Genomic DNA, 15,047 nt, shown 5'->3' on the forward strand with positions numbered 1-15,047 from the left:
CTCCAGCTTCCAGTGGGCCTCCGGCATCTTGTTCTCGACGAAGTTCTTGCCCCAGCTCGTGTTGAGCTTGGAGAAGCGCATGTCGGAGAGGTCGATGTCCGAGGTCTGGGCACCCCCCCAGAAGGGGTGCGACGGGTTCTGGTCACCGTGCCAGGTGTAGTTCGACCAGTAGCGGCCGCCCTGCGCCTGCGCCGGGCCGACCTTGCGGATCCACGCATCGAGGACGGGCAGCACGCCGCCGTTGAACCGGGTGATGCCCATCTTGCCGACGATGCCCAGCACCGGCATGCCCGCCCGCATCTTGAAGCAGCGCGTGCCCGCGCCCTTCATCATCTCGATCATCTCCGGCGGATAGCCCTGCTCCCGCAGCCGCCGCGCCCCCGCCTCCCCGCTGTACCGCGTCGCGATGACGATCCAGGCCTTGGCGACGTAGGTGAAGGCCGTGTCCCACGACACCCGCATCATGTCGTCCAGCATCCGGGCGTCGAACTTGTACTTGCGCTTCGTCTCCGGGGTCAGCTCCGGCGCGCCGTCGTCCATCCACTGCTTCCAGCCCCGGCGCATCAGGGGGCCCTTCAGCCGGTAGGGACCGTACACCCGTCGATGGAAGGTGTAGCCCTTCAGGCACATGCGCGGGTTGTGGGCGAAGGTCCCGCGGTTGCCGTAGAGGTCCTCGTAGGTCTGGTGGTCGTAGTTCTGCTCGACGCGCATCACGACGCCGTTGCGCACGAAGGCGCGGACGCGGCAGCCGTGCGTGTCGTTGGGGGAGCAGCAGAACGTGAAGGAGGAGTCGTACCGGTACTGGTCGTGGTAGACCCGCTCCCAGGACCGGTCGGGGTACTCGCCGAGGGGGTTGCCCACCTCGATGACCGGCTGCAGCGCCGTCAAGGCCAGCGCCCGGTCCGCGATCGCGGCCGCCGCGACCGTCCCCGCCGTGACTTTCAAAAATTGCCGTCGTGAGAGATGCATAGGATCCTCCTCAAGCTAAAAACGTTCGCCGACGCTCCAAAACAAACCCGATGCCGGCCTCACCTCCTTTCCCTGCCTTGCTGCCCGGCGCGTGGTTGTTGACCGGATGGGCACCGCCTTCCTCAGCAAGTTCATTGCCCTGGATCGTCTCGGAGGGAGGGGGCCAGGCCGATGTCATAACAGACTGAAAATGCTGGAGAATGAAGCGTCGCTCGGACTGCCGGTCGAATTGCAACACCGGTCCACGGAATCAAGTTTGATGCGTCTGAAGCGGGGGATATAAAACTGTGGCGTGCAATCAGACAGTTAGGAGAGGAAGCTGAAATGATGCGCGCCCATGCCAGGCGGGCTGGGACCGGCTTGGGCGGGGATTCCGGCGGGTGAAGTCCCCTCCGGCGTTACCGGAAGGAAGCAGGAGGACGGCCGGCGCGAACCGCAGACGCCGGGCCGACGGCTCGGAGCCGTCGGCCCCGGCTCAGGGTGAGGAAAAGGAAACGGACCGGGTCGTCACCCCGGCTCGCGGCCCAGGTAACGCCGGAGCAGGCGGGAGAAGTTCTGTCGAGGCATGCCGCTCTGTTGAGCGGCCTGCTGGATCTGTCCCTGCGAGGCGGCCAACCGGGCTTTGAGGTAAGCCGCGGTGAAGTCCTCGATCAGTCTTCTCTTGGCCTGGGCGTAGGACCCCGCCAGGTAGGCGGAGAAGGCGCCGCCCTCCGCCGGTTCATCCTCGGAGGGGAGCAACGCCGTCACCGCCTGGCGGGTGACGGTGTCCCCCTTGGCCAGCATCACCGCCCGCTCGATGACGTTGCGCAACTCTCGCACGTTGCCGGGCCAGGGGTAGGCGATCAGGGCCTCCATGGCCGCGGCGTCGAGACGGCACTGCGGCCGGCCCAGCTCCCGGCCGAATTGCCCGACGAAGTGCCGGGCGATCGGCGGGATGTCTTCGATGCGCTCACGCAGCGGCGGCACGCGAATGCTGACGACCGCCAGCCGGTAGAACAGGTCCTTGCGGAAGGCGCCGCTCTTGACCTTCTCGCCCAGGTCCTGGTTCGTCGCGGCGATGAACCGCATGTCCACCCGCTTGACGCGCGTGCCCCCGACGGGCCGTACCTCGTTCTCCTCCAATACCCGGAGCAGCTTGGCCTGCAGGGCCAGGGGCAGCTCGCCGATCTCGTCGAGGAACACGGTGCCGCCTTCGGCCAGCTCGATCAGGCCGGGCTTGTCGGACACCGCCCCCGTGAAGGCGCCGCGGACATGGCCGAACAGCTCGCTCTCGACCACACCCTCCGGCATGGTCGCGCAGTCGATCACCTGGAACGGCCGGCCGCTCTCCCGGCTCCGCTCGTGGATGGCCCGGGCGATCAGCCCCTTGCCGGTCCCGGTCTCTCCGGTGATCAGGACCGTCGAGCGGACCGCCGCCGCCTCTTGGACCAGGCGCAGGACCTCTTGGAACGCCGGGCTCGCGCCGATCAGCTCGCCGGCCCCGGCAGCCTGCCGCATCGTCCGCTCGAAGGAGGAATTGCGGCGCATGATCTCGGAGATCCTGATCGCCCGGTGCAACCGCATCCCCAGGTCCACCGCGTTGACCGGCTTGAGCACGTAGTCGTAGGCGCCCCGTCGGATCGCGTCCACGGCTTCAGGAATGCCCTTGAGGCGCGTGACCACCAGCACGGGCAGATTCCGGTCGATGTCCTGGATGCGGCTCACGAGGTCCAGCCCGTCCATGCCGGGCAGCATCATGTCGGTCAGCACGAGGTCCACGGGCCGCTCGCCCAGCAGCCGCAGCGCCCCCTCGGCGCTGGCGCGCACGACGATGTCGAGGTCCCCTTCGACGGGCTGAAGATCGGCCTGCTCGATCGCGTGCAGGAGCAGCTCCGCGTCGGCCGCCTGGTCCTCCACCACCAGGATCGTGAAGGGATGTTTCGTCGTCGCGCCCCGCACCGCGTCAAATGTCGGGCTGATCATGCCGCTCCTCCGTCGCTCGCCTGCCTCCACCGGGCGGGTCGGCCGCGGGGTGCGCCGCCAGGTCCACCGCCGCGGGCAGGGTAAACGTCACCGTGCACCCGGGGCGGCCGCCCGGCTCGATCCGGACCGTCCCGCCGTACATCTCCACGATGCGCTTCACGATCGCCAACCCGAGACCGCTCCCCTTCGGCCCTTCCGGGTTCAGCCGCACGAAGGGCTCGAAGACCCGCTCGCGATGCCGCTCCGGAATGCCGGGCCCGTTGTCGCTCACCGAGAAGCAGACCAGGTTGGCCCGTCGCTCCACGCCGATGCGGATTTCCGGCTCGGGCTGTCCCATGGTGAACTTGATCCCGTTCGAGAGGAGGTTGTCGAGGATCTGGCGGAGATAGGCGCGATGGCAGACCACCGGGGGAAAGTGGGGGGCGACCCGGACCTTGACCTTTCCGCGCTCCAGCTCGCCGGCCCACTCCTTCAGCACGTCCGAGAGCACGAGGCCGGGGTCCACCATCTCCAGGCTGTCGGTCCGTCCGCCGAGGCGGGCGAGGTCCAGGAGGCTCTCGATGCGGGCGCTCAGTTGCCGGCCCTCCTCGTCCATGAGCTTAAGCCAGCGCCGGGCGCGATCGTCGAGTTGCCGGCCGTAGGCGGCCAGCATCGAGGCGGCGAGCCCGCCGATGCGCTCGCCGGGGCCCTTCAGGTCGTGGGCCAGGGTCTCGGCCAGGTGTTCGAGCTGGCGAAGCCTGCTCTCCAGCCCCCTCCCCTTCTGCTCCACCGCCTCGTAAAGCCGGGCGTTGGCGATCGCGACCGCGGCTTCGTTGGCGAACCCCGCGGCGAGCGGCACGTTCCACCCCTCGCGGCCCACGGGACGATCCTGCAAGAGCACGAGGACGCCGAACGGCGCCCCCTGCGACAGCAGGGGTATGGACAACATGCTCTGGCCCATCAGATTGCGCCGCCGCACCTCGGGACGCTCATCCGCCCGCAGGTTCTCCCCGAAGGCCGGACGACCGGTTTGGAAGGCCTGGACCGAGACCGGAAACTCCTCCCACAGCATGACCGATTTGTGGAGCCGGTCGTGCCAGTCGCCGGACGCGGCCTCGACGATCCAGCAGCCCATCCGCTCGTTCCGGAGCATCACCATGCAGACGTCCACCTGCAGGAGCTCGCAGGCACGGTCGGTGATCCGCCGCAGCACGCCGGAGAGGCCGTCCGCCCTGATCGTGTTGATCTCCTGGCCGATGGCGGCCAGCGCCTCGATCTCGCGCAGGTGCCGGCGGATCAGGCCGGCCATCTCCTGGAACCCTCCGGCGAGCGCGCCGATCTCGTCGGTCCGTTCCCCGGAACCGGCGAGGCCCCCTCCCCGTGGGGACAGGCTCGCGCTCAACGCCTCCACCGAGCGCCGGAGGTCCGCCAGCGGTCCCGTGATGGACCGGGACAGCAGCCGGACGTACAGCAGCCCGAGTGCAAGCGACCCGGCCACCGCCAGGAGCAACCCCCAGAAAACCCGCTGGACGAGCGCGGCCTCTCGGCCCTCGTAGCCTTGGGAGCGGCGATCCAGCGTGTCCTCGAGCATACGGAGGTCCTGGCGCACCGCATCCGACAGGGCGAGCCCCTGCCCCGACCGGACGTAGGCCAGCACCTCCTCCTCCCGCCCGGCGCGGAGCCGCCGGATCAGGTCGTGCTTGGAGTCGGCCAGCGCCGCCAGTCGCTCGGCCGCATGGCGCAAGGCAGCGGCCAGCTCGCGATCGCCCTCGACCAGGCGCATGATCTCGTCCGCCGTCGGGGGGACCCGGGGCTCGGCATCCAACAGCGGCTGGAGAAACTTCTCCTGTCGGGTGAGCAGGTATCCTCGGAAGGCGTCCTCGATGTCCACGGCCAGTCGCCGGAGCACCTGCAACCGTTCGCGGGCGAGGACGATCTGGTGATGCTGGGCCTGGAGCGTGCGGAGCTGCGTGACGAAGGAAACATGGGTAACGAGCGCGGCGACGAGGGGCAGGAACACCACCAGCAGAATCGTGACCAGTTTCCGCCGGACGGGAAGCCGGCTCCACCAGGCCCGTCCCCGCTCGATGACGCTCCGCAAGGGGGGTCCCTCCGAACACAGGCGGCGCTCCTATAGACCGCGCCGTTGAGCCGACGACAGTATGTCGCACCTCGCCAGGAGCGTCAATCCCGTGCGGCTACTCCCATCCGACCGGCTCGTAGCCGCGCTCGGCAAGGCAGCGGTTGACGAAGGCCTTGTGGGTCTGGCTCGGCTCCTTGACCCCGAAGAGCCCGGAAACCAGCCCCCAGATCGAGCCGCTGGCGGCGCCGATCGCGGCGCCGGTGCCGGGCGCCCCCACGATCGCGCCGCCCACCGCGCCGGCTGCCGCCCCGATGCCGGCGCCGATGGCCGTGCTGGTCGCCGCCTGCGCCGCCTTCCCGCTCGTCGGCTTCGCCCCGGCCTGCTCGGCGAGCTCCCGGCAGGCGGCGATGTCCCGCTCGGCGCCGGCCTCGCCCATCTGCTTGAGGTGCTCGTTGGGGTAGAGGATCGGCCGGGGGCCCCCGCAGCCCGCCAGCGCCAGCACCGCCACGACCGCCAGGCCCGGCCGCCGCCAAAACCCGCCGCACCGTCTCCGCATCCTCAACCCCTCCTACTTCCACCCGACCGGGACATAGCCTCGCTCCCTCAGGCACCGCTCGACCATCGGTCGACGCGCCAGCTCCGCATTATCCGACCCGAACAGCGAGCTCAACAACCCGACGTTCGCCTGCGCCGCGCTGCCCGCCACCAGGGCGCGCCCCGGGTCGCCGCCGATCAGGGGCCCCGCCGTCGCGCCCGTCGCCGGTCCGCTCCCCGTCGCCATCCCCTCCTCCGCCAGGCGCCGGCAGAGGTCCACGTCATACTCGGCCACCTCCGGCCCGACGGCCTTCAGATGCGCGTTGGGGTAGAGGATCGGCCGCGGGCTGCCGCACGCGGACAAGAAAGTCGTGACGAGGAGAATACCAGGCACAAGGAAAACACTCTTGCGGACTTCGTTTGAGAACGTCACCCCGGCCCCGGATCGAGTCCGGGGCAGGCTCGCCGGGATGCTGTCCGGCGCTGGATTCCGGCGTTCGCCGGAATGACGGATTCCGACCCCGGTGTGCATCTCCCCGTTCACTTTTGGCTTTTCACGTATGACTCGGCCCTCCCCCCATACGCCGCTCCAGCCGGCGCAGCGCGCCCATCATCGCGGGGTCGCTCAGGCCGACCTCGCTCAGCGCATCCATGAGGTGCAGCCCCTTGGACGCGACCAGTTCCTTCGCGCGGGCGTACTGCCGGCGACCGAAACGCGCGACGGCCGGCTGGCCGTTGACGATCTGGCAGGCCAGGACCTCGCCCTCCACCTCCAGAGTACCGCCCTCCTCGATCAGGCGCCGCGCGTCCGCGACAGCGATGCCGTGCAGGCCGGCGAACTCCTCCAGGCTCCCCGTCTCCACCAGCCGCCCGTCCGGCATGATGCAGGGCCGCTTGAAGTACGGCGACCAGTCCTTCCGAAAGTCGACGTACTTGACGTCGCCGTGGCGGCTGATCGCCCGGTCCAGCTTCGCCATGTCGAGGCCCAGGTTTTTCTGCTTTAGCCGCTCCTTGAGTTCGGGCGGGAGCGTCCGGATGAAGACCCGGTCCGCGGCCTCCGCCAGCGTGAGCCCGCGCGCGCGGACGAGCTGCTCCGCCTCGGCGTATTGCACGAGGTCGAGCACCCAGGTCCGTTTCGGTTGCTCCCCCGCCGGGTCGATCCGGCAGGCGAACAGCCCCCGCGTGATCAGGGCCCCGGTCTGCGGATAGACGTAGACGCCCCCCTCGGTCAGGAGCCGCGTCATGACGTCGAGGGGCACCTCGTGACTTTCGGCCAGGACCCGCGCGTGCTCCGGCAGATTCTCCGGCTCCGTCATGGCGCAGAGCGTGACGTTGCCCGGGGCGTCGAACTCCGTGTAGTCCTCGATGATGTTGTAGAGCGCGGGCGGCTTCGCCGGCTGCGTCTTTTTCTTGATCTTGTACATCCCCTTCCCTTCCGCGGCCCCTTCCCCCTCACGTCTGGCGAGTTTCGTACGCCGGCAAGGTCGTCAGGCGATGGTCCTCGACCGGCCCTCCGACCGTGAAATGGTAGAGCGACTGGAAGGCGCGGTCGCCCAGGCCGAGGACCTGGTGCACCGGGTCGTCGAAGAAGCAGCCGATCCCCGTCCCCCTGACCCCCGCCGCCTCCGCCTCCAGGTAGAGCACCTGCCCGAGCAGACCGCACTCCCAGAACAGCCGCCGGTAGAACCAGGGCCCCTCCCGCCGGAGGGTCGCCTCGAACTCGGCCAGCATGCCGAGCGAAAAGGCGCCGGCCCCGGCGATGTCCTGCCCGCAGCTCACCTGCGCGGCCAGCCGCTGCGCGTTGCCTTCTTCCAGGAGAAAGAGCGGCAGGTCGCCCGGGCAGCCGGGCGGACTCGTCCAGGCCAACCGGGCATGGGCCGCCTTCTTCAGCGCCTCGGTCTTCGCCGGATCCCGCGAGAGGAGGTACAGGCCCGGTGCGAGCCCCTCCACCCGATGCACGAAGAGCAGGAGGTGGATCGCCGGCTCCCACGGCACGGCATCCCAGGGCATGGGGCGCAGCGAGAGGGGACGCTCCGTCCGCGGCATGACCCGGGCGAGCATCGCGAAGAACCGCGCGGCGGGGACCGAGGTCTTCCCGTCGAAGGCCACGGCGCTTCGACGCTGCCGGATGAGCCGGCCGGCATCGGCGTGAGGCGCGAGGGGGAAGGCATGGGGGCTGCGCGGCGCGGACACCCAGCCGACGGACCTCCGGTCGTTGGTGGACTTCCACGAGGCGGCGGCGACCTCGTCGATGATCGCCCAGTCCACCGGATGGGTCGGGCTGAGCCGATTCGCCCGCCCCTGCCAGGGCCCGGCGGCGACCGCCCGCACCGCGGCTTCCTCCAGAAACAGCGGCACGTCGCGTCGCTCCTCCCCCCTCACCCCCGACGCCTCAGCCCCCACGTCCTCCGCGGGCCAGACGACCGCCAGGCCGTCGGGCTGCTCCCGCTCCGCCTCGCCGTAGTCCTCCGCCCGGTCCACCCCCAGCAGCGCGGCCGCCCCGTCGTCCGACGTCCCGTCGAGCAGCAGCAGCCGCCAGCCCAGCGTCGCCGCCGCGACCCTGGCCGTTCCGATCGCGTGGCCGATGTCGTGCTGGCAATAGCGGAAGGCGCGCTCGCCGTACTTCCAGGCCTCCCGCCAGTGGATCGAGGTCCAGCCGACCAGGAAGGCGCCGCGGGGGAAGGGCGCGAGCAGCGCGGCGACGCTCGCCGGATCGGCCGAGGCCCGTTGCTCCAGCCCATGCACCTTCGGCGCATAGTGGTAGACCCCGGGCGGCAGGAGCTCGCCGAGCTGCGAACCGATCATCAGGTAGCCCTCCGTCGGATGCAGGTTGCCGCTGGAGGGATTCGTCCGTAGCGCCCACGTGACCTCGCCCGCCTGCTTCCAGGCCGAGACGGCGAGCGCGTATTCGAAGAACCGGGAAATGGAACGGATGGTCAGGGGCTCCGGCGGCACCGCGCCGGGACGGTACAGGGCCTCGTAGCTCGGCGACCGCGGCGGCTCCTCCGGCTTCAGGAGCGGAAGAGCACGGAACGGCGCGCCCTCGTAGCGGCGGAAGGGGTCCGGCTGGTTCGCCCAGTCCATGTACCCCAGCGCGCGGGCGAACCGGTGGAAGTGGTGCTTGGTGGCCTCGTGATAGTGGAAGACCCGGTCGAGCGCATCCATGACGACTCCTGGCCGGAGTCTACCCGGCTGCCTGGCGCCTTGTAAACGCCGGCCAGGAGCCGCCGGTCCGTGCGCCGGCGGTTGACCGGTCGCGCCGTCGCGGCTTATCCTCGCTCCGCCGGCCGCCGAGGGCGGCGTCACCGACCACGGAGGGACCATGCGGTTCGATCCCGCGCTGGAAGCCCAGGCCGCCTTCGCGGAGGCGGGTCGGACCGGCGAATTGGGCGAGGAGTGGGAGCAGGCAGTCGAGGCCGAGGAGGTCTTCTCCGCCTGCGTCGGGCCGGAGGCGCGGGCGGCCTACGAGGCGCTCCAGCGCATCGGCGCCCGCCACCCCGACGCCGCCGCCTTCCAGGAATTCCTGATCTTCATCACCTGGCAGCAGGCGGCGGAGGAGACGATCGCGCTGCACTTCAAAACCGGCATCGAGCTCTGCGACCGGTACCTGGCGCGCCACGCGGAGCGGCCCGGCGCCGGCCGCGCGCGTCAGGTCCGGGAGATCCGGGCCTCCTTCCGCGCGGGGCTCGGCCTGGAGGCCGAGGACGAGACCGCCGCCGAGTACGATCGCGACAGTTTCACGGGCGGAGATTGAGCGACGAGGCCGCGTGGAGGAGCCTGGCGGGCGTGGTAGGATGCCGCCGTCCATGGAGGGCCGCATGACGCTGGACGAGGCCAGGCAGCGGATCCGGACGACGATCGAGCAGTTCGAGGACCAGGCCGGCGCGCCGCTGGACCTGCTGATGAGCGAGGTCCGCGCCAGCCTGGGCGACGGGGCCGCCGACGGCCTCGCGGCCGAGTTCGACCTCGCCCGGCGGTACCGCCTTCCTCCCGCCGGCGGGCGGGGACCGAGCGATTCCTCGCCCGCATGATTCATGAGCGCTTCTGCTGCAACCGCGGATTCGCGGCTGCGAGACGCCGGCATGCGACTGCCGTGCATGCTGGCGGGCGGGCTCGCCGCTCAGACCCTCGACGTGCTGTTTCAAGTACGCCTCGGGTCTTCGCGGCTCCACGCGCCCGTCTCGCGACGCGACCCCACGGTTTCGCGACGAACCATCATGAATCATGCGGGCGAGCCTTGCGTTCCGCAGGTTCGCGGCTCGTCATGCCGGCGGGAGTTTACCCCGGACCTGTTCAATCCGGGGCCGGCATCCAGGATCGTGGCGGGGCCTGGATTCCGGCTCGCGGCCGCGCGGCGGCCATGGCCGCAATGACGACCTACATGCCGGCTGGCCGCAGCGGCGAATCCGCGAGCAGCGTAGCGGCGTTCATGGCCCCTGGGGCCAGGCGGGTTGTCGTCCTTCCAGCCGGTGCCGTCATCCCGGCGGAAGCCCGATCCGCCGTTCGGCCGGTGCCGTCACCCCGGCGGAAGCCGGGGTCCAGGATCTGGATTCCAGCTTTCGCCGCAATGACGGATTCCGCACCCGGCGCGACGATGTCCGGGGGGACGGTCGCCGGCCGGAAGATAGTCGGAGCAAATCCTTCCCGGGATGACGACCAGGAGACACCTCAACCATGCCTGTCATTTACTGCGCCATCTCCAGTCACGGGTTTGGCCACGCCGCCCAGACGATCCCCCTGCTCAACGAGCTGGGACGCCGGCGCGCGGGCCTCAAGGCGCTCCTGCGCACGAACGTCCCCGCCGCCTTTTTCGAGGGCCGCCTGACCGTCGAGTGGGAGATGAGCCCCGCCGCGACGGACGTCGGCTGCATCCAGCGCGGTCCCCTGACGATCGACATCGGTGAAACCTGGCGCGCGCACCGGCGCTTCCACGAAGACTGGGAGGCCCGCGTCGAGGCGGAGGCCCGCCTGATCGCGGCGCGGGCGCCGGCGCTGGTGCTCGCGAACATCCCGCCCCTGGCCGTCGAGGCGGCCGCACGCGCGGGGGTGCCCGCCGTAGGCTCCTGCTCGATCTCCTGGGACGGTGTCCTCGCGCCCTGGTTGGACGAGGCCCCGGACACCGCGGAGGCGGACGGCGGGCGCGCCGCGCGGCAGGCCCTCCTCTCCCGGATGCAGCGGGCCTACGGCCTCGCGGACCTGATGATCCGGCCAGCGCCGGGAACGGCGATGACGGCCTTCCGGCGGGTGGCGGACGTGGGCCCGATCGCGCGCTCCCTCGCGCCGGAGCGGGAGCGGCTCAGGCGGGCCGTCGGCGCCCGCGCGGGCGAGCGGCTCGTCGTGGTCGGCTTCGGCGGCATCCCGCCCGAGCGGCTTCCCTCCGAGGCCCTGGAGGCGATGGCAGGCTATCGGTTCATCATCAGCGGGCCCGTCCCGTCCGGCGCGACCAGGCTGCACCGGGCCGAGGCGACGGGACTTCCCTTCGGCGCGGTCATGGCCTCCGCCGACATCCTCGTCACCAAGCCCGGCTACAGCACGGTCGTGGAGGCCGTCGCCCAGGGGCTGCGGGTGCTCTACGTCCGCCGCCACACCTTCGTGGACGAGCCGCCGCTCGTGGACTACCTGCACCGGTACGGGCTGGGCCTGGAGCTGTCCGCGGAGGACTTCGCCGCCGGACGCTGGCGCGCCGGACTCGACGCCTTGCTGACGATGCCCCCGCCCGCCGAATCGCCCCCCGCCCCGACCGGCGCGGCCGAGGCCGCCGCCCTCCTTGCTTCCTATCTTTGAGCGGCGGCCGGCGCCGCGGCCGCGCCGGCCTCGCCCGCCCGGTCCGCGGCCAGCCGGCAGAGCAGGTGCGCGGCAGCCAGGACCGCGGGCAGGATCTGCTGGCTCACCTGCCCGTGGAGGAGCAGTTGCGCGACGGCGAGCAGGTAACCGAGGAGGAAGCCGTTGTTCTCGTGGAAGAAGAGGGAGTTTGCCGAGCCGAAGCTCCGCCGCGCTCGGCGGAAGAAGTGGCCGCTGTAGAGGGCGGTGGTGAAGATGCAGAGCCCGTACAGCGGCAGCAACCCGAAGTCGTAGGGCGCGCGGGCCAGCACCGCCCCCGCGAGGTAGTAGGCCGCAAGCCCGGCCAGGAGCAGCGGGCCCCCCGTCCGATCGCCCCGGATCGCCAGCCCCACGAGCGCGCCGAGCAGCCAGACCCCGATCGTCGCATAGTACGAGACATAGGTGGAGGAGAGGCTGAACTCCATCCGTACGAAGTAGCCGACCTGGCAGGCGGCGAACAGCAGCCCCGCCGTCACGGCCGATCCGACCGCCGCCGCCCCCTTCACGGCCAGACCCCGAACAGGCTAACCAGGCGCCGGTAGCCGGACGGCGCCCAGTCCAGGACGATCCCCAGGTCGTCGTGCGAGGTGATCCGCTGTCCGTCGAGGAGCGGCCGGACCTCCGCCGGCTCGAACACCCGATCCACGTCCGCCGTCCCCTCCGCCCGCAGGAGCGCGAGCAGGTCCTCCCGGCCGAAGGGCAGGTCGGGGGAGGCGTAGATGAAGGCCATGTCCGCCGCCCGGCTGTTGACGACCAGGTACTCGGAGAAGACGGCGTCCACCGTCTTCTCCGGCGCGTGACGCCGCTTCTTGAGCTGGACCTCGCCGAGGTGCGTGCCCGTATAGATGGACAGCACCCCCCGCGGCGTGAGCCGGGACTTCACCAGCTCGTAGAACTCGCGGCTGAAGAGCAGCGCGTCCTGCACGTAGATGGGTGGAACCAGGTCGAGGATGATCAGGTCGTAGCGCGTCTCGGTCGAGCCCAGAAAGTGCTTGGCGTCGTCCACGTGCAGCGTCCAGGTCGGCACCTCGTCGAGCCGGTTGAACTCCCGGAACAGGTCGCGCGTCAGCGCCACCACCTGCTCGTCGATCTCGACCGACTCCACGGTGCGCGCGAACCGGGCCGCCTGGGACACGGAGGAGAGGGAGCCGGTCCCGACGATCAGGACGCGGCTGCCTGGCATCAGGGCGGAGGGGATCCCGGCGAGATAATGGTTGAACGCCTGCAGGTCGGTCTCGTTGAAATACTCGCGGCCGTTCATCTCCAGGAGCTTCTCGCCCTCCCCGTTCTCCAGCACGTCGATCCGGTTATAGAGGGACCGGGCTGAGGCGAGCAGCCTGATCCCGGGGTCCTTTTCCCGCGCCCGGTAGAAGTCCTCCGTCGTCATCCGCTCCAGCGACGGGGCGACCAGGCCGTGGCCCACCGACAGGGAGAGGGCGACGGCGAGCAGCCGCCTGCTGCCGGCGGCCCGGGCCAGGATCAGGGAGAAGCTCACGAAGTAGAGGATGAGGACCGGCTGCAGGTGGGTGCGCGCGACGAGCAGGATCAGCGCGATGCCCAGGACCGCGCCGGCCAGCTCCAGGCCGTAGCCCCACGCGACCGCCTCGCCGGACGGACCCGGCGCCTCCGCTTCCCGACGATGGATCAGGTGGGGGAGGAGGATCGTGAAGGGCACGGCCATGACGAGGAACCCGATCGCCAGCATCGCCGCCGTGACATGGGGAAGCTCGTGCCGGTACATCACGGCGGCCGCCTCGCGCAGGAGCCAGGGGAAGGCGAGCTGCGCCAGGAAGAGCGGGAACAGGAGCCGGACCGCGGCGCGCTCGAGGCGCCGGGGCGAGAGCAGGAACCCCAGCGACCCGCTCGCCAGGAAGGTCGCGACCACGAGCAGCACGGTCGCCTCGGAGGCGTCGAGGACGAGCGCATACTCCTTCATGGTCCAGTACTGCGCCAGCACGAGGTTCAGGCCGGCGCAGACCAGCATCCAGGGATAGGGTGGGACCATCGGCCGTCCGTTCCGGGGAAACGCGCCGCGCGGCGCCGGGTCTCGATCTACACGCTTCGCTCCGCCGTGGCAAGCGGGAAGTGCCGGCGCGCGGCCCGCCCCGATCGGCGCCGTGCCGGTCCGCGACGCGCCGCTTGACAAGCCCCGCCGGGGCCGTTAGGGTGAATCCCGCATACGTACCGGGAGATTCCATGCCCCTCCCCCAGAGAGCCGCCGAGCCGTCGGTCGCCCCGACCGCCCCGCCGCCTCCCCTCGTCCTCATGGAGAACCACGACGAGTCCCTGGAGGTCTGGCGCCGGGAAGGGGTCGCGGACCGCGTCCTGATCCACGTCGACGCGCACCACGACATGTACTGGACGGAGGGACCGGAGCCGCCGACCATCGCCAACTACATCTGCCGGGCCCTGCAGGAGGGCCGGGCGCGGGAGGTGCACTGGGTGATCCCCGATCCCTCCTGGGACCGGCCCGGCGGGCGCCGGCTGCTGATGCGCCACCTCAAGGGGCTGCTGCGCCAGTACCCGGGCCGACGTTGCTCGCTGCGCCCGGAAGCGGACCGGATCGGCGCGACGGTGTTGGGCCGACCTTTCTTCGTCGCTCCGCTCCGGCATCTTCCCTCGTTCGCGGAGCCCGTCCTGCTCGACGTGGACACGGATTTTTTCCTATTCCCGGACATGGCGAGCGACGCCTATGACCGGCACAGTCCCCTTCCGTGGTGCTGGCCGCAGGACTTGGTGGAGCGCCTGCAGGATGCCCGCGTCACGAGCCGCTGCACGACCATCGCCTATTCCGTCGAGGGGGGCTTCACGCCCCTCCGCTGGAAGTACCTGGGAGACGACCTGGCCCTGCGCCTCTCGCCGGCCAAGACCGACTCGGTCCTCGCGGGGCTGGACCTCCTGCGCGACGGCGCCGAGGCGGTCGCGCGGGACGACCGGCCCGCCGCCGAGGCGGCCTACCGGCGCGCCCGTGACCTGCTGCCGCGGCTCGCCGCGCCGGACTTCCACCTCGCCCTCCTCTACGGTGCCGCGGGCCGGCCGGACGAGGCCAGGGCCGCCTATCACCGGGCCGTGGCGCTCGACCCGACCTACCGCACGCCTTACAGCAGCAGAGGCCTCTGGTGCGAGCAGGCCGGCTGGCTGGACGAGGCCGAATCGGAGCATCGTCTCATGCTCCGGGTCGCGCCCGACGATCCCTGGGCCTATTTCGGCCTGGGGCGGGTCGAGGTCGAGCGGGGGCGCTGGGCTGCCGCCGAGGAGTGGCTCGCCCGCGCGGTCGCCGTGGACCCCGACTGCATGGAGGCGCACCGGGCCCTCGGGCAGGTGTTCGACCGGCTCCACCGCGTCGAGGAGGCCATCGCCGCCTACGAGCGGTCCCTCATCCTGGCGCTCAAGGGACACAAGCCGCTGCACGAGCCGATCGAGACGCTCGGCCCCGAGGCGGTGAGGGACCGGGACCATGGTCGCATCCACGCATTGCTCGCCCGACTCTATGAGCGGTGCGGCAGGACGCCGGAGGCGGTCCAAGGCTACCGGCTCGCCGTCGCGAGCGGTTACGATCGGCCTTGGGTGCGGGGGCGGCTGGCCTGGCTCTACCTCCGAGAGGGCCGCCCGCCGGTGGCGGGCATCGAGCTGTGGCGCGGGGCCTGTCTGCTGCCCCTCGCCACGCGGCGGACCTGGGCCCGGACGCGCCGGCGCTTCC

The 15,047-nt window shown here is 70.9% G+C and carries 13 protein-coding genes; 4 read left to right on the forward strand and 9 right to left on the reverse strand.

The genetic code is table 11. The annotated features are described in order from the left end of the window. From AC1U7O_RS10380 to AC1U7O_RS10410, 7 genes are all read right to left on the reverse strand, one after another. The coding region (locus AC1U7O_RS10380) for a twin-arginine translocation signal domain-containing protein (RefSeq protein ID WP_479894694.1) at positions 1-969 on the reverse strand (969 nt) is incomplete at its 3' end. Positions 970-1,476: 507 nt separating this feature from the next. After that, positions 1,477-2,931, reverse strand: coding sequence for a sigma-54-dependent transcriptional regulator (locus AC1U7O_RS10385; protein ID WP_479894695.1), 1,455 nt, complete (start codon positions 2,929-2,931; stop codon positions 1,477-1,479). Further along, complete coding sequence (locus tag AC1U7O_RS10390; protein ID WP_479894696.1) at positions 2,912-5,011, reverse strand: ATP-binding protein; 2,100 nt, start codon at positions 5,009-5,011, stop codon at positions 2,912-2,914. The genes AC1U7O_RS10385 and AC1U7O_RS10390 overlap by 20 nt, the downstream gene beginning before the upstream one ends. Before the next feature lie 97 nt (positions 5,012-5,108). After that, entirely contained in the window at positions 5,109-5,549 is a 441-nt protein-coding gene (locus AC1U7O_RS10395; protein ID WP_479894697.1) for a glycine zipper family protein, read from the reverse strand. 12 nt (positions 5,550-5,561) lie between these two features. Next, entirely contained in the window at positions 5,562-5,921 is a 360-nt protein-coding gene (locus AC1U7O_RS10400; protein WP_479894698.1) for a hypothetical protein, read from the reverse strand. Positions 5,922-6,081: 160 nt separating this feature from the next. Continuing rightward, positions 6,082-6,951, reverse strand: a complete 870-nt coding sequence (locus tag AC1U7O_RS10405) for a hypothetical protein (protein WP_479894699.1) — start codon at positions 6,949-6,951, stop codon at positions 6,082-6,084. 28 nt (positions 6,952-6,979) lie between these two features. Beyond that, positions 6,980-8,692: a SagB/ThcOx family dehydrogenase gene (locus tag AC1U7O_RS10410; RefSeq protein WP_479894700.1), complete on the reverse strand. Its 1,713-nt coding sequence runs from the start codon at positions 8,690-8,692 to the stop codon at positions 6,980-6,982. Between the two features lie 157 nt (positions 8,693-8,849). Between AC1U7O_RS10410 and AC1U7O_RS10415 the strand changes: the two genes are divergently transcribed. The 3 genes from AC1U7O_RS10415 (at position 8,850) to AC1U7O_RS10425 (ending at position 11,311) form a co-directional block, all read left to right on the forward strand. Then, positions 8,850-9,281, forward strand: a complete 432-nt coding sequence (locus AC1U7O_RS10415) for a hypothetical protein (RefSeq protein ID WP_479894701.1) — start codon at positions 8,850-8,852, stop codon at positions 9,279-9,281. A gap of 64 nt (positions 9,282-9,345) precedes the next feature. Further along, a complete protein-coding gene (locus AC1U7O_RS10420) occupies positions 9,346-9,558 on the forward strand; it encodes a hypothetical protein (RefSeq protein ID WP_479894702.1) in 213 nt (70 codons plus the stop codon). Between the two features lie 643 nt (positions 9,559-10,201). Beyond that, a complete protein-coding gene (locus AC1U7O_RS10425) occupies positions 10,202-11,311 on the forward strand; it encodes a hypothetical protein (RefSeq protein ID WP_479894703.1) in 1,110 nt (369 codons plus the stop codon). Here the strand turns inward: AC1U7O_RS10425 and AC1U7O_RS10430 are convergent. Both AC1U7O_RS10430 and AC1U7O_RS10435 read right to left on the reverse strand, forming a co-directional pair. Next, positions 11,302-11,853 carry a hypothetical protein gene (locus AC1U7O_RS10430; protein WP_479894704.1) on the reverse strand — a complete coding sequence of 184 codons (552 nt, stop codon included), beginning with the start codon at positions 11,851-11,853 and terminating at the stop codon, positions 11,302-11,304. The two genes, AC1U7O_RS10425 and AC1U7O_RS10430, sit on opposite strands and share 10 nt — an antisense overlap. Further along, positions 11,850-13,352 carry a spermine/spermidine synthase domain-containing protein gene (locus tag AC1U7O_RS10435; RefSeq protein WP_479894705.1) on the reverse strand — a complete coding sequence of 501 codons (1,503 nt, stop codon included), beginning with the start codon at positions 13,350-13,352 and terminating at the stop codon, positions 11,850-11,852. The genes AC1U7O_RS10430 and AC1U7O_RS10435 overlap by 4 nt, the downstream gene beginning before the upstream one ends. Before the next feature lie 191 nt (positions 13,353-13,543). On the opposite strand from AC1U7O_RS10435, the gene AC1U7O_RS10440 reads away from it, so the two are divergent. After that, on the forward strand, positions 13,544-15,047 hold a 1,504-nt coding region (locus AC1U7O_RS10440; RefSeq protein ID WP_479894706.1), incomplete at its 3' end, for a tetratricopeptide repeat protein.

The organism is Candidatus Nitrospira neuquenensis (assembly GCF_979578155.1).